This is a genomic window from Streptomyces sp. NPDC005898 (genome assembly GCF_040629635.1).
Lineage (GTDB): Bacteria > Actinomycetota > Actinomycetes > Streptomycetales > Streptomycetaceae > Streptomyces.
The window spans coordinates 1-18313 of record NZ_JBEXWC010000031.1 but is presented as its reverse complement, the minus strand read 5'-3'; the positions used below and the strand labels follow the sequence as shown (position 1 = coordinate 18313).

The 18313-nt window shown below is 71.8% G+C and carries 19 protein-coding genes; 14 read left to right on the top strand and 5 right to left on the bottom strand.

All coding sequences use genetic code 11. The features are described from left to right. The 6 genes from ABZ385_RS29615 to ABZ385_RS29590 all read left to right on the top strand — a co-directional run bounded on the left by ABZ385_RS29615 (position 1) and on the right by ABZ385_RS29590 (position 7730). Positions 1 to 732, top strand: a complete 732-nt coding sequence (locus ABZ385_RS29615; RefSeq protein WP_358587117.1) for an enhanced serine sensitivity protein SseB C-terminal domain-containing protein — start codon at positions 1 to 3, stop codon at positions 730 to 732. A gap of 298 nt (positions 733 to 1030) precedes the next feature. Further along, positions 1031 to 2035 carry an ABC transporter permease gene (locus ABZ385_RS29610; RefSeq protein ID WP_358587119.1) on the top strand — a complete coding sequence of 335 codons (1005 nt, stop codon included), beginning with the start codon at positions 1031 to 1033 and terminating at the stop codon, positions 2033 to 2035. 102 nt (positions 2036 to 2137) lie between these two features. Beyond that, complete coding sequence (locus ABZ385_RS29605) at positions 2138 to 3892, top strand: ABC transporter substrate-binding protein (protein WP_358587121.1); 1755 nt, start codon at positions 2138 to 2140, stop codon at positions 3890 to 3892. Between the two features lie 156 nt (positions 3893 to 4048). Next, the gene (locus ABZ385_RS29600) at positions 4049 to 5050 is read left to right on the top strand and encodes an ABC transporter permease (protein WP_358587123.1); all 1002 of its coding nucleotides are present in this window, start codon (positions 4049 to 4051) and stop codon (positions 5048 to 5050) included. Next, on the top strand, positions 5047 to 6144 hold the full coding sequence (locus ABZ385_RS29595; RefSeq protein ID WP_358587125.1) for an ABC transporter ATP-binding protein: 1098 nt from the start codon (positions 5047 to 5049) through the stop codon (positions 6142 to 6144). Before ABZ385_RS29600 ends, ABZ385_RS29595 begins: the two co-directional genes overlap by 4 nt. A gap of 29 nt (positions 6145 to 6173) precedes the next feature. Beyond that, positions 6174 to 7730, top strand: coding sequence for a dipeptide ABC transporter ATP-binding protein (locus ABZ385_RS29590; RefSeq protein ID WP_358587150.1), 1557 nt, complete (start codon positions 6174 to 6176; stop codon positions 7728 to 7730). 73 nt (positions 7731 to 7803) lie between these two features. Here ABZ385_RS29590 and ABZ385_RS29585 read toward each other — a convergent pair whose 3' ends face one another. After that, entirely contained in the window at positions 7804 to 7989 is a 186-nt protein-coding gene (locus ABZ385_RS29585; protein WP_358587126.1) for a hypothetical protein, read from the bottom strand. 179 nt (positions 7990 to 8168) lie between these two features. Here ABZ385_RS29585 and ABZ385_RS29580 point away from each other — a divergent pair, with 179 nt between their 5' ends. The 3 genes from ABZ385_RS29580 (at position 8169) to ABZ385_RS29570 (ending at position 10844) form a co-directional block, all read left to right on the top strand. After that, positions 8169 to 8843, top strand: a complete 675-nt coding sequence (locus ABZ385_RS29580; RefSeq protein WP_358587128.1) for a trimeric intracellular cation channel family protein — start codon at positions 8169 to 8171, stop codon at positions 8841 to 8843. A 45-nt stretch (positions 8844 to 8888) separates the two neighbouring features. Beyond that, positions 8889 to 9776 (top strand): thioesterase family protein, encoded by an 888-nt coding sequence (locus tag ABZ385_RS29575; protein ID WP_358587130.1) that lies wholly within the window; start codon positions 8889 to 8891, stop codon positions 9774 to 9776. Positions 9777 to 9848: 72 nt separating this feature from the next. Next, entirely contained in the window at positions 9849 to 10844 is a 996-nt protein-coding gene (locus tag ABZ385_RS29570; RefSeq protein WP_358587132.1) for a YafY family protein, read from the top strand. Here ABZ385_RS29570 and ABZ385_RS29565 read toward each other — a convergent pair. Both ABZ385_RS29565 and ABZ385_RS29560 read right to left on the bottom strand, forming a co-directional pair. After that, positions 10789 to 11649, bottom strand: coding sequence for an alpha/beta fold hydrolase (locus tag ABZ385_RS29565; protein ID WP_358587134.1), 861 nt, complete (start codon positions 11647 to 11649; stop codon positions 10789 to 10791). The two genes, ABZ385_RS29570 and ABZ385_RS29565, sit on opposite strands and share 56 nt — an antisense overlap. Positions 11650 to 11676: 27 nt before the next feature. Next, positions 11677 to 12321: a TetR family transcriptional regulator gene (locus tag ABZ385_RS29560; protein WP_358587136.1), complete on the bottom strand. Its 645-nt coding sequence runs from the start codon at positions 12319 to 12321 to the stop codon at positions 11677 to 11679. A 137-nt stretch (positions 12322 to 12458) separates the two neighbouring features. Here ABZ385_RS29560 and ABZ385_RS29555 point away from each other — a divergent pair, with 137 nt between their 5' ends. The 3 genes from ABZ385_RS29555 (at position 12459) to ABZ385_RS29545 (ending at position 14232) form a co-directional block, all read left to right on the top strand. Continuing rightward, a complete protein-coding gene (locus tag ABZ385_RS29555) occupies positions 12459 to 12611 on the top strand; it encodes a hypothetical protein (protein ID WP_358587138.1) in 153 nt (50 codons plus the stop codon). A 184-nt stretch (positions 12612 to 12795) separates the two neighbouring features. Beyond that, the gene (locus ABZ385_RS29550) at positions 12796 to 13014 is read left to right on the top strand and encodes a DUF4190 domain-containing protein (protein WP_358587152.1); all 219 of its coding nucleotides are present in this window, start codon (positions 12796 to 12798) and stop codon (positions 13012 to 13014) included. Positions 13015 to 13062: 48 nt separating this feature from the next. Then, the gene (locus tag ABZ385_RS29545; protein WP_358913842.1) at positions 13063 to 14232 is read left to right on the top strand and encodes a cysteine desulfurase family protein; all 1170 of its coding nucleotides are present in this window, start codon (positions 13063 to 13065) and stop codon (positions 14230 to 14232) included. On the opposite strand, the gene ABZ385_RS29540 is transcribed toward ABZ385_RS29545, so the two are convergent. After that, a complete protein-coding gene (locus ABZ385_RS29540; protein WP_358587142.1) occupies positions 14229 to 14924 on the bottom strand; it encodes an N-acetylmuramoyl-L-alanine amidase in 696 nt (231 codons plus the stop codon). The two genes, ABZ385_RS29545 and ABZ385_RS29540, sit on opposite strands and share 4 nt — an antisense overlap. A 61-nt stretch (positions 14925 to 14985) precedes the next feature. Here ABZ385_RS29540 and mnmA point away from each other — a divergent pair, with 61 nt between their 5' ends. Beyond that, positions 14986 to 16122, top strand: coding sequence for a tRNA 2-thiouridine(34) synthase MnmA (gene mnmA, locus ABZ385_RS29535; RefSeq protein WP_358587144.1), 1137 nt, complete (start codon positions 14986 to 14988; stop codon positions 16120 to 16122). A gap of 30 nt (positions 16123 to 16152) precedes the next feature. On the opposite strand, the gene ABZ385_RS29530 is transcribed toward mnmA, so the two are convergent. Further along, positions 16153 to 17091 (bottom strand): NADP-dependent oxidoreductase, encoded by a 939-nt coding sequence (locus tag ABZ385_RS29530; RefSeq protein ID WP_358587147.1) that lies wholly within the window; start codon positions 17089 to 17091, stop codon positions 16153 to 16155. 142 nt (positions 17092 to 17233) lie between these two features. Between ABZ385_RS29530 and ABZ385_RS29525 the strand changes: the two genes are divergently transcribed. Then, complete coding sequence (locus ABZ385_RS29525) at positions 17234 to 18217, top strand: helix-turn-helix domain-containing protein (protein ID WP_358587148.1); 984 nt, start codon at positions 17234 to 17236, stop codon at positions 18215 to 18217. The last annotated feature ends 96 nt before the right edge of the window (positions 18218 to 18313 follow it).

The window sequence follows — 18313 nt, the reverse complement described above, 5'->3', positions numbered from 1 at the left end:
ATGCTGCGCCAGGTGACGCCGGGGCGCTACGACGCGTACGAGGCACTGCTGCGCGCGCTCGCCGCCGACCAGCTGTGGATGCTCCTGTGGCACGGCCAGGCCGGCTCGCCCGACGCCCAGTACGGCACCATGGAGGTCGAGGGCCTCGGCTACGCCCCCTGTGTGACCTCCGCCCAGGAGCTGTCCGCCAGCGGCTGGAACCGCAGCTACGAGGTGGTGCGCGGCGTCGACGTCGCCCGCACCCTCTACCCCGACCACTACGGCCTGTGGCTCAATCCGCACGCCCCCGGCGGCGGCGTCGGCATCCCCTGGCTGGATCTGCGCCGCATCGCCACCGGCCTCGACCTGCTGCCCGCCGGACCGCTCAGGCTGACCGAGCCGAGCATCGAGCTGCCCCAGTTCTACGCCCTGTTGACGCAGAACGCGCACCGCACGCCCGTCGTGCGCTCCCTGCGCCGCGCCTGGGTCCAGCCCGTGCTCGGCGCGCCCCACCTGGCCATCGGCCTGGACGTGTACGACACCTCGCCGCCCTCGGTGGAGGCGGTGCGGGCGATGATGCGCCAGTCCATCCCCGCCGTGCCGGAGGGCCTGCCCGTCTCGACGGTCGCGATGTCGGACGACTACGACCCGGTCACCCTGTGGCTGCGGGCCAACGCCCGCCCCTTCTACGACCGCGAGGCCCAGGCGGCCCCCGCCCCGGCCGGCGGTTACGGCTACCCCGCGCAGTACTGAACAGCGCGAACGGACGCGATGTCCGTTCTGATGCGGGTGGGGCCCTATGGGCGCCCGTGAAGCGTTGCACCCCAACTGCCCCGTGTTCGACCCTCGTTCAGCCGCGTCCGGATAACGGAACACCTCGATCAGCATCACGGTTGCGCATCCATTCACCAACAAGACTGGTAACAGCTCGCAGCCTGGATGAAGACTCCCGCTCCAAGGGGCCTTCGCCCCTGTGCACGACGGACTGATCACGTCGCTACAGCGGCAAGTGCGGGCCGGTCACCACCGGTTGAGAGGGGTCCCTGCCACGATGACGGCACCATTGCATGACACACCTGCGGACGCGGACCCGACCGAGGACGTCGCTCCCGCAGTTGGTGCAGGGGTGAAGAAGGTCGAGGGCCGGTCCCTCAAGCAGATCGCCTGGAACCGCCTGAAGCGGGACAAGGTCGCCCTCGCGGGCGGCATCACCGTGGTGCTCCTGGTCCTGGTCGCCGTCTTCGCGCCCCTGATCGTGAGCCTGCTCGGGCACCCGCCCAACGACTTCCACCAGGAAGAGCTCGACGAGCTGACCAACCTCCCCAAGGGCGCGCTCGGCGGCATGAGCGGCGACTTCCTCTTCGGCGTCGAGCCCAACAAGGGCCGCGACGTCTTCAGCCGCATCGTCTACGGCGCGCGGATCTCGCTCCTGGTGGCCTTCCTCGCCGCCATCGTCGCCGTGGTGCTCGGCACCCTCTTCGGGATCATCGCCGGCTACTTCGGCGGCTGGATCGACGCGCTGATCAGCCGGGTGATGGACGTACTGCTCTCCTTCCCGCAGCTGCTCTTCATCATCTCCCTCGTCTCCGTCCTGCCCGACGACCTGCTCGGCCTGACCGGTTCCAGCGTGCGCGTCGCGATCCTGGTCCTGGTCATCGGCTTCTTCGGCTGGCCCTACGTCGGACGCATCGTCAGGGGGCAGACCCTCTCGCTGCGTGAGCGCGAGTACGTGGAAGCGGCCCGCAGCCTCGGCGGCGGAAAGCGCCACATCCTCTTCCGCGAGCTGCTGCCCAACCTGGTCGCCCCGATCACCGTCTACGCGACGCTGATGATCCCGACCAACATCCTCACGGAGGCGGCCCTCAGCTTCCTCGGCGCCGGTGTCCGGCCGCCCACCGCCTCCTGGGGCGGCATGCTGCGCGACGCGCTGGAGACGTACGAGCACGATCCGATGTTCATGGTCTTCCCGGGCGTGACGATCTTCATCACGGTCCTGGCCTTCAATCTCTTCGGTGACGGGCTGCGCGACGCGCTCGACCCGAAGGGGACGCGCTAGCGGTCCCCGACCGACTTGCCCCTGCCGCATGTCAGGTGGCTCTATCCATGGTTCTCCGGCAGCTCAAGGCCAGGGACCGCGAATCTCGGAGGTTACGAGAAAATGCCCACAGTTTCCTCGAAACGACGGCTCACCGCTGGTGCGGCCCTCGTGGTCGCGGCGCTGGTGACCACCACGGCGTGCGGCGGCGGTGACGGTGACGACGGCGACTCGAAGGGTGCCGGCTACAACGCGGCGCTCGACAAGGTCGCCAACCCGTCCAAGAAGAAGGGGGGCACGCTGAGGATGGTCGGCAAGCAGGACCTCGACTCGGCCGACCCCCAGCGCGCCTACTACGGCATGTCGTGGGACTTCATGCGCTTCTACACCCGGCAGCTGGTGTCCTACGACACCAAGCCGGGCAAGGCGGGCACGAAGCTGGTCCCGGACCTCGCCACCTCCACGGCGAAGATCTCCGACGACGGCAAGACCTACACGTACAAGCTGCGGGATGGCCTGACCTGGGAGGACGGCTCCAAGCTGACCTCCAAGGACATCAAGTACGGCATCGAGCGCTCCTGGGCGACGGACACCATCACCGGTGGCCCCGGTTACATCCGCCAGGCCCTCGACCCGGACAAGAAGTACCAGGGCCCCTACAAGGACAAGGGCGGTCTGAAGGCGATCCAGACGCCCGACGACCAGACCATCGTCTTCAAGCTGCCCAAGCGCAACGGTGACTTCGAGCAGTTCCTCGCCATGCCTTCCGGTTCGCCGGTGAAGGAGGCCAAGGACACCAAGGCGAAGTACACCGCGCGTCCGTTCTCCTCGGGCCCGTACAAGTTCCAGGAGTACAAGTCCGGCAAGAAGATCCTGCTGGTGCGCAACACGGCCTGGAAGAAGTCCTCGGACCCGATCCGCGCGGCGCTGCCCGACAAGGTCGACGTGACGATCTCCGCCAACCTGGAGGAGAACGACAAGAAGCTGATGGCGGGCGACTACGACGTCGACCTCAACGGCACCGGCATGACCCAGTCCGGCCGCGTCACCGCCGTGCAGAAGCACCGCGACAGCGTCGACAACATGCACACGTCCTTCGTGCGCTACGTCGCCCTGATCCACCCCGCCAAGCCGTTCGACAACGTGCACTGCCGCAAGGCCGTCTTCTACGGGACCAACTTCGCGGGCCTCCAGCAGACCCGCGGCGGCAAGGTCGCGGCCGGTGACATCGCCAACAGCACGTTCCCCGTGGCGATCCCCGGTCACAGCGACTACGACCCCTACGGCGTCCTGGCGCGCAAGGGCAAGCCGGACGCGGCCAAGGCCAAGGACGAGCTGAAGAAGTGCGGCAAGCCGAACGGTTTCTCGGCCAAGCTGACCGCCCGCAACAACAACCCGGGTGAGGTCGACGCAGCCGAGGCGCTCCAGGCCCAGCTGGACAAGGTCGGCATCAAGGTCGAGGTCGAGTCCCTCGACGGCGCCGACTCCGCCAGCATCACCGGCTCGCCCTCCGTCGTGAAGAAGCGCGGCTACAGCATGCAGATGAGCGGCTGGGGCCCGGACTTCCCCTCCGGCCAGGGCTACGCGCAGCCGCTGTTCGACAGCCGTTACCTGATCGACAACGGCAACTACAACGAGTCGCAGATCAAGGACAAGAAGATCGACGGGCTCTTCGACAAGGCCATCGCGGAGACCGACCCGGCCAAGGCCGGTGAGATCTACGAGCAGCTCGACAAGCGGATCCTCGACAACGCCGACTGGATGCCCTTCCTCTACGAGAAGAACATCACCTGGCGCGGACCGCGACTGACCAACGCCTACATGTCGGACGCCTACAACGGCCGTTACGACTACGTCTCGCTCGGCGTCACGAAGTAACACCCGGAACACCGGGCGAGGCACCATCCGTCCGGGCACCCGCAGTTGATTGACCCACCGCCGCCGCATCCCGCCAGTCCGAAGGGCAGGTGATGGCCCCGGGCGGCGGCCGGGACCCCTCACAAGGGGGTCCTGGCCGCCGCCGGGCCGCGCACAGTGCTTGCTTACCTCATCCGGCGCCTGATCGCCGTCATCATCATGGTGCTGGTCGTACTGCTCGCGACCTTCACCGTCTTCTTCATGCTGCCCAAATGGGCGGGACAGGACATCGCCGTCCTCTTCGCCGGCAAGGCGTCGGGTGCCGAGCAGCTCGAAGGCATCCGCGTCAAACTGGGTCTCGACGACCCCCTGCTCGTCCAGTTCTGGGACTTCGTCAAGGGCATCCCGATGGGGCGCGACTACGTCAACGGCAGTGACGTCACGCACTGCCCGGCGCCCTGCTTCGGCTACTCCTTCCGCACCGAGGCCCCCGTGTGGGAGACCCTCAAGGACGCCCTGCCCGTCACCGGCGCGCTCGCCGCCGGCGCGTGTGTGCTCTGGCTCGCCGGCGGTGTCGCCACCGGCGTCGTCTCCGCGCTGCGCCGGGGCACCGTCTGGGACCGGGCCGCGATGACCACCGCCCTCGGCGGCGTCTCGCTCCCCGTCTTCTTCACCGGCATGATCGCGATGGGCGTCTTCGTCCACAACCTCGGTTGGGTCAAGATCGCGGACAGTCTCAGCACCGACGACTCCGCCGGTGTCTGGCTCCAGACGCTGATCCTGCCGTGGATCGTGCTGGCCTTCCTCAACGCCGCCATGTACGCCCGCCTCACCCGCGCCACCATGCTGGAGGTGCTCGGCGAGGACTACATCCGCACCGCCCGCGCCAAGGGCCTCGGCGAGTCCGCCGTCATCCGCAAGCACGCGCTGCGTTCCGCGATGACGCCGATCCTCACCGTCTTCGGCCTCGACCTCGGCGTCCTGATGGGCGGCGCGGTCCTGACCGAGTCCACGTTCAACCTGCCCGGGCTCGGCCTGGAGGCGGTCAGGGCCATCAGCAGCAAGGACCTGCCCGTCATCCTGGGCGTGACCCTGTGCGCGGCGCTCGCCATCGCCGTGGCCAACCTCGTCGTCGACCTTCTGTACGCCGTCATCGACCCGCGAGTGAGGCTGGGATGACCGAACTGTCCAAGAGCGGGGCCGCGGTGAACGAGCCCGTCACCGACTCGCCCGCGCCCTCCGCCTTCCTGGAGGTGCGCGACCTCAAGGTGCACTTCCCGACCGACGACGGCCTGGTCAAGTCCGTCGACGGGCTCACCTTCTCGCTGGAGAAGGGCAAGACCCTCGGCATCGTGGGCGAGTCCGGCTCCGGCAAGTCGGTCACCTCGCTCGGCATCCTCGGGCTGCACACCGCCGGCCAGTACGGCGCCCGCAAGGCGCGGATCTCGGGGGAGATCTGGCTGGACGGCAAGGAGCTGCTGGGCGCCGACCCCACCGAGGTGCGCAAGCTGCGCGGCCGCGAGATGGCGATGATCTTCCAGGATCCCCTCTCCGCGCTGCACCCGTACTACTCCATCGGCAAGCAGATCGTCGAGGCGTACCGGGTCCACAACGCCGTCGACAAGAAGACCGCCCGCAAGCGGGCGATCGAGATGCTCGACCGGGTCGGCATCCCGCAGCCCGACAAGCGCGTGGACAGCTACCCGCACGAGTTCTCCGGCGGCATGCGCCAGCGCGCCATGATCGCCATGGCGCTGGTCAACAACCCCGAGCTGCTCATCGCCGACGAGCCGACCACCGCCCTGGACGTCACCGTCCAGGCGCAGATCCTGGACCTCATCCGGGATCTGCAGAAGGAGTTCGGCTCCGCCGTCATCATGATCACGCACGACCTGGGCGTGGTCGCCGAGATGGCCGACGAGCTGCTGGTCATGTACGGCGGCCGGTGCGTCGAGCGCGGCACCGCCGAGAAGGTCTTCTACGAGCCGCAGCACCCGTACACCTGGGGACTGCTCGGTTCGATGCCCCGCATCGACCGCGAGGAGACCGAGCGGCTCATCCCGGTCAAGGGCTCCCCGCCCAGCCTGATCAACCTGCCGAGCGGCTGCGCCTTCAACCCGCGCTGCCCCTACGCGGACATCCCCAAGGACCAGATCACCCGCACCGAGCGCCCCGAGCTGCGGCTGGTGGCCGAGGGGCACTACTCCGCCTGCCACATGTCGCGGGACGAGCGCACCCGGATCTGGACCGAAGAGATTGCGCCGAAGCTGTGAAAGACGACGTGAAGGGCCAGGGCCAGGAGATGACGATCCCGGCGCAGAGCGAGACCTCGCCCGAGCCGCTGCTCAAGGTCGAGGGCCTGGTGAAGCACTTCCCCATCAAGAAGGGGCTGCTCCAGCGCCAGGTGGCGGCCGTGCAGGCGGTCGACGGGCTGACCTTCGACGTGCGTCCGGGCGAGACGCTCGGCGTGGTCGGCGAGTCCGGCTGCGGCAAGTCGACGATGGGCCGGCTCATCACCCGGCTCCTCGAACCGACCGGCGGGCGCGTCGAGTTCGAGGGCACGGACATCACGCACCTGAACACCGCGAAGATGCGTCCGCTCCGCCGTGACGTGCAGATGATCTTCCAGGACCCGTATTCGTCGCTGAACCCCCGGCACACCATCGGCACGATCGTCGGCGCGCCCTTCAAGCTCCAGGGCGTCAAGCCCGAGGGCGGCGTGCGCAAGACCGTGCAGGAGATGCTGGAGCGCGTCGGGCTCAACCCCGAGCACTACAACCGCTACCCGCACGAGTTCTCCGGCGGTCAGCGCCAGCGCATCGGCATCGCGCGGGCGCTGGCGCTGCGGCCGAAGCTGGTCGTGGCGGACGAGCCCGTCTCGGCCCTGGACGTCTCCATCCAGGCCCAGGTGGTCAACCTCCTGGACGACCTCCAGGACGAGCTGGGCCTCACGTACGTGATCATCGCGCACGACCTGTCGGTCATCCGGCACGTCTCGGACCGCATCGCGGTGATGTACCTCGGCAAGATCGTGGAGCTGGCGGACCGCAAGGACCTCTACTCCACGCCGATGCACCCGTACACCAAGGCGCTGCTGTCCGCCGTGCCGGTGCCCGACCCCAAGCGGCGCGGCACCAAGAGCGAGCGCATCCTGCTGCGCGGCGACGTGCCCTCGCCGATCGACCCGCCGAGCGGCTGCCGCTTCCACACGCGGTGCTGGAAGGCGACGGAGATCTGCAAGACGAAGGAGCCGCCGCTGATCCCGCTCGCCACCGGGCACCAGGTGGCGTGCCACCACCCGGAGAACGCGGCGGACCAGGCCCCCGAGGACACCACGCTGCTGGCGGCCGCCAAGGAGGCCATCGAGGTGGTGAGGGTGGCCCCCAAGGCGGACGAATCGACCCCGGATCAGCCCGCCACGAAGACGGCAAAGCCGCTCGCGAAGCCGACGGAGGCCTCCGCGAAGTCGACAGCGCCTCTTGCGAAGCCGGTGGAGACCCCGGCCGAGCCGGTGGAGACTCCCGCGAGGTCGGCGGCGCCTCTTGCGAAGCCGGTGGAGACCCCGGCCGAGCCGGTGGAGGCCCCCGCGCAGTCGGTGGAGCCGCTTGTGAAGCCGGCGGAGGTCCCGGCGAAGTCGGTGGAGCCGCTTGTGAAGCCGGTGGAGACCCCGGCCGAGCCGGTGGAGACCCCCGCGAAGTCGGCGGAGATCCCCGCCGAGCCGGCGGACACCCCCGCCACGTCCGCGGACACCCCCGCCAAGTCCGCGGACACCCCCGCCACGTCCGCGGACACCCCCGCCACGTCGGCTGAGGCCCCCGCCAAGTCCGTGGAGCCGCCCGCGGAGTCGGCGGGTAAGTAGGAGGCTCCGGAGGGAGGGCACGCGGTCGGTCGCGTGCCCTCCCTCCGCCGTGTCGGCGACGAGCCGACCCCGCTCACTCCGTGACGCTCCAGCGCCCCACTTCCCGGTACGCGGAGTCCTGGACGGCCTCGCCGTCGCCGGGCGTCAGCGCGTAGTGGCCGAGGTTGCCGCCCCAGTACCGCAGGATGCGGCCCAGTTCCTCGGCGGCCCTTCCCTCGAACGCGCTCTCGCCCATGTCGACCTCCAGCACGAACTTCATGGCACCTCACTTCACTCGTCCGTCGCACCTGCCTTGCCTGCCTTCAACCGTGTCATTGAAGTTCCAGTGGGGACTTTCGGACGACAGCGCGAGGCGGCACGGCGAACAGCCGCACACGAACCCTCAACCAGGACCGAAGCCGGCGACGAGGCAGGGGTGGCCCCGGGTAAGAATGGCGCGTGCTCCAGGATCTGTTCAGCCCCTCCGTCCAGCACGCGCTCGACATCGTGGGGATCTTCGTCTTCGCGATCTCCGGCGCGCTGCTCGCCGTGCGCAAGAACTTCGACGTCTTCGGCATCGCCGTCCTCGCCGAGGTCACGGCGCTGGGCGGGGGACTCTTCCGCGACCTGGTCATCGGAGCCGTCCCGCCGGCCGCCTTCACCGACCTCGGATACTTCATCACCCCGCTCTTCGCGGCCGCCCTGGTCTTCTTCCTCCACCCGGAGGTGGAGCGCACCCAGCTCGCGGTGAACGTCTTCGACGCGGCGGGCCTCGGGCTCTTCTGCGTGTCGGGGACTACCAAGGCGTACGACTACGGCCTCGGCCTCACCGCGTCCGCCGCCCTCGGCCTGATGACCGCGGTCGGCGGCGGCGTCCTGCGCGACATCGTCGCCAACGAAGTGCCCTCGCTGGTCCGCTGGGACCGCGACCTGTACGCCGTGCCGGCCATCGTGGGCGCGGCGATGGTCGCCCTGTGCATCCGCTTCGACGAGCTGACCGCCTTCACCAGCGGCCTCGCCGTCGTGACGGCGTTCGTCCTGCGCCTGCTGGCGCTGCGCTACCACTGGCGGGCACCGCGCGCCTGGCACCGGCGCTCCACGGCGGTGGAGGCGGACGTCGAGGAGACGCCGTAGCCCGAAAAGCTACCGCTCAGTAATTGGGTGTTGTACCTTGCTGCCATGGCAACGGCAGCTTCGGACACCTCGGCAGCCCCCCTCCCCACGGCGGCGCCCGCCCGCATCGGCGACAGCGAGTTCGACCGCGACACCGCGGTCACCCGGCGCGAGCCCGGCGTCTACGACTCCGAACTCTCCGCCGGCTGGACGATCATCAGCGCCGTCAACGGCGGCTACCTCCTGGCCGTCATCGGCCGCGCCCTCGCCGACGCCCTGCCGCACGCCGACCCGTTCACCATCTCCGCGCACTACCTCACCGCGTCCCGGCCCGGCCCGGCCGTGGTCCGCACGGACGTGGTGCGCGGCGGCCGCTCCCTCTCCACCGGACAGGCCTCGCTCTTCCAGTACGACGAGGAGGGCCGCGAGGTCGAGCGGATCCGCGTCCTCGCCTCGTACGGAGACCTCGACGCGCTCCCCGACGACGTCCGCACGAGTGCGGAGCCGCCCGCGATCCCGCCGCTCGACCAGTGCTTCGGCGCCCAGGACGCTCCGGGCCACCGCCCGGTGCCCGGCAGCTCCGCCATCGCCGACCGCCTCTTCCTCAAGCTCGACCCCGCCACCCTCGGCTGGGCGCTCGGGCAGCCCTCCGGCAAGGGGGAGATGCGGGCCTGGTTCGGCCTCGCGGACGGCCGCGACGCCGACCCGCTGTCGCTGCTGCTCGCGGTGGACGCGCTGCCGCCCACCGCCTTCGAGATGGGCCTCACCGGCTGGGTGCCCACCGTGGAGCTGACGGTGCACGTGCGCTGCCGCCCGGCCCCCGGACCGCTGCGCGTCGCGATCACCACGCGCAACCTCGCGGGCGGCTTCCTGGAGGAGGACGCCGAGGTGTGGGACAGCGCGGACCGCCTGGTCGCGCAGTCGCGCCAGCTGGCCCGCGCCCGCCTGTCCTGAACCGCCGGGCGGGCAGGCCCTCGTACCGGAGCCGCCGCGGCGGGCACGCCCTCGTACGGGATCCTGGACGGCGTGAAAGCTGACCGGCTGCTCTCGATCCTGCTGCTGCTCCAGACCCGCGGCCGGGTGCCCGCGCGCGAACTGGCCGAGCGGCTCGAGGTCTCCGTCCGCACCGTCTACCGGGACGTCGAGGCCCTGTCCGCCTCCGGCGTCCCGGTCTACGCCGAGCGGGGCCGGCACGGCGGCATCGAGCTGCTCGCCGGCTTCCGCACCGACGTGACGGGGCTGACCGCCGACGAGTCGCGCGCCCTGTTCGTCCTCGCCGCACGGGGCGCGCACGCCGCGCTCGGCCTGGACCGGGCGCTCGGCTCGGCGCTGCGCAAGGTCATGGCCGCGCTGCCCGAACCGCACCGGCCCGCCGCCGAACTGACCGGCCGCCGCATCCTCGTCGACGCCTCCCGCTGGATGGCGGGCCCTTCGGCCGGCGGGGAGCTGGCCGCGCTCCAGGACGCCGTCTTCGCGGACCGGCGCCTGCGGCTGCGCTACCGGCACGCCGGGGCCCCGCGGCCAAGGACGTACACCGTCGACCCGTACGGCCTGGTGTCGAAGGCCGGCGTCTGGTACCTGGTCGCCGACCGGGGCGGCACCCCGCGCCTCTTCCGCGCCGACCGGATCGGCTCGGCCACCCTCACCGAGGCCCCGGTCCGGCGCCGCCCCGGCGTCGAACTCGCCGAGGTGTGGGCGCTGTTGAAGGCGCAGGTGGAGGAGCGCCCCGGCGGCATCGAGGTGACGGCGCGAGTGCGGCGCGACCGCTACGACCTGTTCCTGCGCCTCAACGGCACGGCGTTGGCCCACCCGCCCGAGGAGGGGGACGGCACGGGTGAGTGGATCACGGTCCGTATGGCGTACGAGTTCCTGGGCGCGACCAAGACGCTGCTGCCCTTCGCGGACGCGGTCGAGGTGCTCTCGCCGCCCGAGGTGCGCGCCGAACTGGCCCGGGCCGCCGCGGCCGTCACCGCCCTGTACGCGGCGGATCAGCCCGGAGGAAACGGGCCAGCTCCGCGCTGAGTTCGGCGGGCGCGTCCTCCTGTACGAGATGCCCCGCGCCCTCGATCAGGCGCAGCCCGGCGCCGGGGATCGCCGCGGCCAGCTCGTGGGCGCGCGCCACCGGGATCCAGGTGTCCTCGGCGCCCCAGCAGATCAGCACCGGCAGGTCCAACTCCCCGTACCTGCCCTGGATCTCGTCGGTGTAGCGCTGGTCGTTCTGCTCGATCTGCCGGTAGAAGGCGGGCCTGCCCTCCGCCGTGCACCAGGGGGCCACCAGCCGGTCGAGCACCGCGGGGTGCAGGCCGCGGTGGGACGCCGAGCCGACGTAGGTCCGTACGAGTGCCTCGTGCAGGTGGGGCGGCAGCTGCGCGAAGACGCCGGCGTGCGCGCCGAGGAGCCGGTAGGTGGGGGTGCCCCAAGGGGCGAGGGCGACCGGGTCGACGAGGGCGAGGCGGTCGTAGCGCGCGCCGTGCAGGAGGTGGGCGCGCAGGGCGACGCAGCCGCCGAAGTCGTGCGCGAGGAGGGCGGGCCGCTCAAGGCTCCAGTGGTCGAGCAGCTCGGTCAGGACCCGGCCCTGCGCGGCGAGCGAGACGTCCTGCCCGTCCCGCATCTCGGAGGCGCCGTATCCGGCCAGGTCCCAGACGTACACGCGGTGTTCGCCCGCGAGGGCGCGGGCGACGGCCCGCCAGACGTACGACGAGAAGGGGGTGCCGTGCACCAGGACGACGGGCGGGGCGCCGACGGGCCCGAGCGCGGCCCAGCGGACGGCGCCCGAGGAGCCGGCGAAGGTGCGGTCGAGAATCCAGGCGTCACCGGCGTTCGTCATGACCGTAGAGCTTAGTTGCCCCTTACTTCAGACGTCCAGCCAGTGGCGGCGACCGAGGCTGACCAGGCGCAGCCGGCGCCGCGCCGTGGCCGCCACCCGCTCGGCGGCCGCCGGGTCGCCCTGCGCCTCCAGGAGGGCGGAGGCCGTCATCACCATGTGGTCGACGTACATCCCGGCGAGCATCAAAAGGTCGTCCTCGGCCCAGCCCGCCGTCCCCGGCTCCCCGGCGAACTGATCCTTCACCTCCTGGGCGAACAGCGCGAGCTGGCCGTTTATCGCGGCCCGCACCGCCTGCACACCGCCGTGCTGCTCGCGGGCGATGAAGCGGACATGGGCGGGATGGGCGCGGACGTACGCGGCGATCAGTTCGACGGTGGCCGCAATGCGCTCCTCCCCGTCGTCGTCCCCGGCGCGCTCACCCGTCGCGGAGAGCAGCGCGGTGAGCGCCAGATGCAGGCTGCCGAGCGCCTCCTCCACCAGCGCGACCCCCAGGTCGGCCATGTCCCGGAAGTGCCGGTAGAAGGCGGTGGGGGCGACGCCGACGGCCCGGGTGACCTCGCGCAGGCCCAGGCTGGACAGGCTCTGCTCCTCCAGCAGCCGCAGCGCCGCGTCGAGGAGCGCCTGCCGGGTCCTGCGCTTCTGGGCCTGTCGGACGCCGAGGGTGTGACTCATGCCATGCAGTTAACAACTGTTCTCCGAGTTTGGAAAGCGCGGGACGGAGTACCCTGGAAGTCAGTGAACAGTTGTTACCACAAGCGTTCACCGAACCGGGCCCGTGACGGTCCGGTCGCCGATTGGAGAGGGATCTCATGCTCTTCCTCGTCGCCGCCCTCCTGCTGCTGGGTGTCGCCATGGGTTCCGTGGCCCACACCCCCCTGCCGGTGACGCTCGTCGCCGCCGCGGTCATCGGGGTGTGGCTCGTGGTCTTCGCGCTCCGCGAGCGCCGCACCCACCACCACTGAGCGGCCCTCATCCCAGATCCGTGCGGCACCACGACCCGTAAGGAGTCGGACCATGGCACTCACCACCCAGCACCGCACCGGACCCGCCACGGACCGGAGCGTCGAACGCGCCGCCGACCACACCCCGCGTCAGGCCGTGGAGGCCGCCCCGCCGCGCCCCACCGGACGCCGGGACACCGACGGCATGGCCGTCGCCTCCTTCGTCTGCGGCCTGCTCGGACTGCTCGTCCTGAACATCTTTCTCGGCCCCACGGCGATCGTCCTCGCGGGCCTCGCCCTGCACCGCGGCACCGCCCGAAAGGGCCGCGCCCTGCTCGGACTCGGGCTCGGCGTGGCCGACCTGGCGGTCCTCGCCGCGCTGGTCGCGATGGACGGCACCGTGTCCTGGGGTCTCGCAGGCTGATACCGCCGGGGCGTCCGGTGCCGTACGGCTCGTAGAATCGTGCGCACCATGGCCTACCTCGACCACGCAGCGACCACTCCGATGCTCCCGGCAGCGATCGCGGCGATGACCGCGCAGATCGCCGTCACCGGCAACGCCTCCTCGCTGCACGCGGCGGGCCGGCGGGCGCGCCGATCCGTCGAGGAGGCCCGCGAGACCCTCGCCGAGTCGCTCGGCGCGCGCCCCAGCGAGGTGGTCTTCACCTCCGGCGGCACCGAGGCCGACAACCTCGCCGTGAAGGGCCTGTACTGGGCCCGGCGCGACGCGGAGCCGGCCCGCACCCGCGTCCTCGCCAGCCCCGTCGAGCACCACGCCGTCCTCGACGCCGTCGACTGGCTCGGCCGGCACGAGGGCGCCACCGTCGAATACCTCCCCGTCGACGCCCACGGCCGCGTCCACCCCGACGCGCTGCGCGAGGCGATCGGACGCAACCCCGACGACGTCGCCCTGGCCACCGTCATGTGGGCCAACAACGAGATCGGCACGATCCAGCCCGTCCGTGAACTGGCCGACGTGGCCGTCGAGTTCGGCGTGCCGCTGCACGCCGACGCCGTCCAGGCCTACGGCCAGATCCCCGTGGACTTCCAAGCCTCGGGGCTCGCCGCGATGACCGTTTCCGGCCACAAGATCGGCGGCCCCTACGGCATCGGCGCGCTGCTGCTCGGCCGGGAGCACAGCCCCGTGCCCGTGCTGCACGGCGGCGGCCAGGAGCGGCACGTGCGCTCCGGGACGCTCGACGTGCCTGCCGTCGCCGCCTTCGCCGTGGCGGGGGAGTACGCCGCAGAGCACCGCGAGCGGTTCGCCGCCGAGGTCGGCGCCCTGCGGGACGAGCTGGTGGCCGCCGTCCGCGCGGCGGTCCCCGAGGCGATCCTCGGCGGCGACCCGTCCCCGGCGGGCCGGCTGCCCGCCAACGCGCACTTCACCTTCCCCGGCTGCGAGGGCGACTCCCTCCTGCTGCTGCTCGACGCGCAGGGCATCGAGTGCTCCACGGGCTCGGCGTGCACGGCGGGCGTGGCCCAGCCCAGCCACGTCCTGCTGGCCACGGGCACCGACCCCGACCTGGCGCGCGGCACCCTGCGCTTCTCCCTCGGCCACACGTCCACCAGGGCGGACGTCGACGCCGTCGCGGCGGCGATCGGCCCCGCGGTGGACCGGGCCCGCACGGCGGGGCTCAGCTAGGACTTCTTCTTCCGCTGCCCCGGGAGCTTCCCGCCACCGTCCCGGGCGGCGCGGACCAGGCGCAGGTACCGGTCCCAGTCCCAGTGCGGCCCCGGGTCCGTGTGGTCCGTGCCCGGCACCTCCACGTGCCCGACGATGTGCTCGCGGTCCACCGGGATGTCGTACCGCTCGCATATTCCGGCCGTGAGCCGCGCCGACGCGGCGTACATCGCGTCGGTGAACGAGGACTTGTCGTCGACGAACCCCTCGTGCTCGATGCCCACACTGCGTTCGTTGTAGCTCCGGTCGCCGGCGTGGAAGGCCACGTCCAGCTCGCGGATCAGCTGCGCCACATGCCCGTCCTTGCGCACCACGTAGTGCGCGGCGGCCCCGTGGCCGGGGTCCTTGAAGACGCGCAGCGCCGTCGCGTACCCGCCCTGGACGACGTGGATGACGACGCGGTCGATGGCGTAGTCGTCGGGGCGGTTCGCGCGGCGCCAGTTGTAGTCCGAGGCAGCCGTCCACTGCGCGCCCCGGGCGTCCACCTCGCCCTCCTCGCGCCTCTTCACCACACCGGGCATCCGCCACCACAGCCGCCCCAGGTCGTCCCCGGCGAACACGGCCGCGCCGGCGGCGGCCGCACCGCCGCCGATCAGCAGGGTGCGCCGACTGACTCCGCGGCGTCCCGGTCCGCGCCCCTCTGATTCCCCCATGTGCTCGTCAACGCTTGGCGGCGGGCGTCCGGTTCCCGCGGGCCCGTACTCTGTTAGGGCTATGACTTTCACCGAGACCCCGCAGCCTCCCCAGCGCCCCCTCCGTGTCCTGGCCGCCATGTCCGGCGGCGTGGACTCCGCCGTCGCCGCCGCGCGCGCCGCCGAAGCCGGACACGACGTGACGGGAGTGCACCTCGCCCTCTCGGCGAACCCCCAGTCGTTCCGCACGGGCGCCCGGGGCTGCTGCACCATCGAGGACTCGCGCGACGCCCGCCGCGCCGCGGACGTCATCGGCATCCCGTTCTACGTGTGGGACCTCGCCGAGCGGTTCCGCGAGGACGTGGTGGAGGACTTCGTCGCCGAGTACGAGGCGGGGCGCACCCCCAACCCGTGCCTGCGCTGCAACGAGAAGATCAAGTTCGCCGCGCTGCTCGACAAGGCCCTCGCCCTCGGCTTCGACGCGGTCGTCACCGGCCACTACGCCAAGGTGATCGTCCGCGAGGACGGCACCCGCGAGCTGCACCGCGCCTCCGACATGGCCAAGGACCAGAGCTACGTCCTCGGCGTCCTGGACGACCGGCAGCTCGCCCACGCGATGTTCCCCCTCGGTGACACCCTCACCACCAAGGAGGAGATCCGCGCCGAGGCCGAGCGCCGGGGCCTCGCCGTCGCCAAGAAGCCCGACAGCCACGACATCTGCTTCATCGCCGACGGCGACACCCAGGGCTTCCTCGCCGCCCGCCTCGGCAAGGCGCAGGGCGACATCGTGGACGAGTCCGGGACGGTCCTCGGCAGCCACGAGGGGGCGTACGGGTACACCATCGGCCAGCGCAAGGGCCTGCGGATCGGCACCCCGGCCCCCGACGGCAAGCCGCGCTACGTCCTGGACATCTCGCCGGTGGACAACACCGTGACGGTCGGCCCGGCCGCCGCCCTGGACGTCACCGGCCTGACCGCCGTCAGGCCCCGCTGGTGCGGCGCGGCCCCCACCGGCCCCGGCACGTACACGGCGCAGCTGCGGGCCCACGGCGGCGAGAGCGAGGTCTCCGCCGAGCTGGTCGACGGCGAACTGCGGGTCTCCTTCACCGAGCCCGTCCGCGGCGTGGCCCCCGGCCAGGCGATCGTGCTGTACGACGGCACGCGCGTGGTCGGCTCGGCGACGATCGCGACGACGGAGCGGGTGACGGCGGGCGTCTGACACCCGCCGCCCCACCCGCTCACCCGGCGGCTACGCGGCGACCCGGAGCACGATCTTGCCCCGCGTGCGGCCCTGCTCGCCGTGCGCGTGGGCCTTGGCCGCCTCCTCCAGAGGCAGCACCGTGTCGATCTCGACGCGGAGCTTCCCCTCGTCCACCAGGCGGGCGATCTCCAAGAGCCCCAGGCGGTCCGGCTCCACGATCGTCCAGCCCGCGTGGACGCCGTGCTCCCGCGCGAGACCGGCGTCCGGCAGGCCGCCGGGGTCCGGCAGCGTCACCAGGTGGCCGCCGGGACGCAGGACCCGAAGGGACCGTGTGCCGTACTCGCCGCCCACCCCGTCCAGGACGACGTCGACGTCGCTCACCGCCTCGGTGAAGTCCACGCGCGCGTAGTCCACGACTTCGTCCGCGCCGAGGCCGCGCAGGAAGGCGTGCTTGTCCTCCCGCGCCGTCCCGATGACGTACGCGCCCCGGGCCTTGGCGATCTGCACGGCCAGATGCCCCACACCGCCGGCCGCCGCGTGGATCAGCACCCGCTGCCCGGCCCGCAGCCCCGCCGTCTCGACGAGCCCCTGCCAGGCGGTGAGCGCCGCGAGCGGCAGGGCGGCGGCCTCCACGTGGGAGAGGCCCACGGGCTTGGGCGCGAAGCGCCGCGCGGGCGCCACGACGTACTCCGCGTAGCCGCCCGCCTGCTCGGGGAAGCGGGGCATGCCGAAGACCTCGTCCCCGGGGGAGTACAGGGTCACTCCGGGGCCCACCTCCTCGACGACGCCCGACACGTCGTAGCCGAGGATCGGCGTGTCCCCCCAGGTGCCGAAGGCGCCCTCCGCGCGGGTCTTCCAGTCCACGGGGTTCACCCCCGCCGCGTGCACCCGCACCAGGATCTCGGTGAGGCCGGGCTCGGGACGGTCCACCTCCACGGGGACCAGGTTCTCGGGGGCGCCCCAGGAGCGGGGGCTTACGGCACGCATCTTCATGGTCATCCTCTTGGAACTTCGGACCGGTTCTTCTGCCGGGCCGGATCTTCTGCCGGAACGGCTGGAGGACCCAGAGTGCGTCGGGACCGGCGGGCGCGGTGCTGGCAGTTTGGCCATGATGTGACAGGATTCGGCCATGACTTCTCCTGGCGGCCGGCACCGGGTGGCGGTCCTCGCGCTGGACGGGGTGTACGCCTTCGAGATGGGCATCCCGCCCCGGATCTTCGGGGCCGCCCAGGACGCCGGCGGACACCCGCTGTACGACGTCGTCGTGTGCACGGTGGACGGCGGTCCGGTGCGGACCGACGCCGGGTTCGAGGTGGCGGTGGAACACGGCCCCGAGGCGCTCGCCGCCGCCGACACGGTCGTCATCCCGCCCACCGAGCGGCTGTGCGGCGGCACGGACGAAGGCGTCCTGCCGGGCCCCCTGGCCGCCGCGCTCGCCCGGGTGCGGCCCGGCACACGCTGGGTGTCGCTCTGCACCGCCTCGTACGTCCTGGCCGCCGCCGGGCTGCTCGACGGGCGCCCCGCGACCACCCACTGGAAGGAGGCCGACCACTTCCGGCGCACCTTCCCCCGGGTCGCGCTCGACGAGGACGTCCTCTTCGTGGACGACGGCGACATCCTGACGGCGGCCGGCGTCGGCGCGGGCATCGACCTGTGCCTGCACCTGCTGCGCCGCGACCACGGCACCGCCGTCGCCCACCGCGTCGCCCGCTTCTGCGTGGTCCCGCCCTGGCGCGAGGGCGGGCAGGCGCAGTACATCGAGCGGCCCGTCCCCGCGCCGACGCTCGCCACGACGGCCGCCACGCGCGCGTGGGCGCTCGAACGGCTCCACGAGCCGCTGCCGCTCGGCGAGCTGGCCGCCCACGCGCGCATGAGCCTGCGGACCTTCACGCGCCGCTTCCAGGAGGAGGTCGGCATGCCCCCCGGCCGCTGGCTGACCGCCCAGCGCATCGAACTGGCCCGCCAGCTCCTGGAGTCGAGCGACCTGCCCGTGGACGTGGTCGCCCACCGGGCCGGATTCGGCACCGGCAACTCACTGCGCCAGCACATGCGCGCGGTGCTCGGGGTCTCCCCGGCCGCCTACCGCAAGACGTTCGCCGGCGCCGGCGGGTGACCTAGGGCGTGTTTCGAAAGTAGCGTCGTCCGCCCGCAGGGCGGGCCTGGCGGCGTCTGGTGCGTGCGATCGCAAGGCGGAGGGTCGCCCCGATAC

Coding starts and splice junctions, on each gene's coding strand:
- ABZ385_RS29605 (WP_358587121.1), top strand. CDS start 2,138: ATGCCCACAGTTTCCTCGAAACGACGGCTCACCGCTGGTGCGGCCCTC.
- ABZ385_RS29565 (WP_358587134.1), bottom strand. CDS start 11,649: ATGACGAACGCCGGTGACGCCTGGATTCTCGACCGCACCTTCGCCGGC.
- ABZ385_RS29585 (WP_358587126.1), bottom strand. CDS start 7,989: ATGAAGTTCGTGCTGGAGGTCGACATGGGCGAGAGCGCGTTCGAGGGA.
- ABZ385_RS29555 (WP_358587138.1), top strand. CDS start 12,459: ATGCTCTTCCTCGTCGCCGCCCTCCTGCTGCTGGGTGTCGCCATGGGT.
- ABZ385_RS29525 (WP_358587148.1), top strand. CDS start 17,234: ATGACTTCTCCTGGCGGCCGGCACCGGGTGGCGGTCCTCGCGCTGGAC.
- ABZ385_RS29530 (WP_358587147.1), bottom strand. CDS start 17,091: ATGCGTGCCGTAAGCCCCCGCTCCTGGGGCGCCCCCGAGAACCTGGTC.
- mnmA (WP_358587144.1), top strand. CDS start 14,986: ATGACTTTCACCGAGACCCCGCAGCCTCCCCAGCGCCCCCTCCGTGTC.
- ABZ385_RS29595 (WP_358587125.1), top strand. CDS start 5,047: ATGACCGAACTGTCCAAGAGCGGGGCCGCGGTGAACGAGCCCGTCACC.
- ABZ385_RS29615 (WP_358587117.1), top strand. CDS start 1: ATGCTGCGCCAGGTGACGCCGGGGCGCTACGACGCGTACGAGGCACTG.
- ABZ385_RS29610 (WP_358587119.1), top strand. CDS start 1,031: ATGACGGCACCATTGCATGACACACCTGCGGACGCGGACCCGACCGAG.
- ABZ385_RS29590 (WP_358587150.1), top strand. CDS start 6,174: ATGACGATCCCGGCGCAGAGCGAGACCTCGCCCGAGCCGCTGCTCAAG.
- ABZ385_RS29575 (WP_358587130.1), top strand. CDS start 8,889: ATGGCAACGGCAGCTTCGGACACCTCGGCAGCCCCCCTCCCCACGGCG.
- ABZ385_RS29550 (WP_358587152.1), top strand. CDS start 12,796: ATGGCCGTCGCCTCCTTCGTCTGCGGCCTGCTCGGACTGCTCGTCCTG.
- ABZ385_RS29560 (WP_358587136.1), bottom strand. CDS start 12,321: ATGAGTCACACCCTCGGCGTCCGACAGGCCCAGAAGCGCAGGACCCGG.
- ABZ385_RS29540 (WP_358587142.1), bottom strand. CDS start 14,924: ATGGGGGAATCAGAGGGGCGCGGACCGGGACGCCGCGGAGTCAGTCGG.
- ABZ385_RS29545 (WP_358913842.1), top strand. CDS start 13,063: ATGGCCTACCTCGACCACGCAGCGACCACTCCGATGCTCCCGGCAGCG.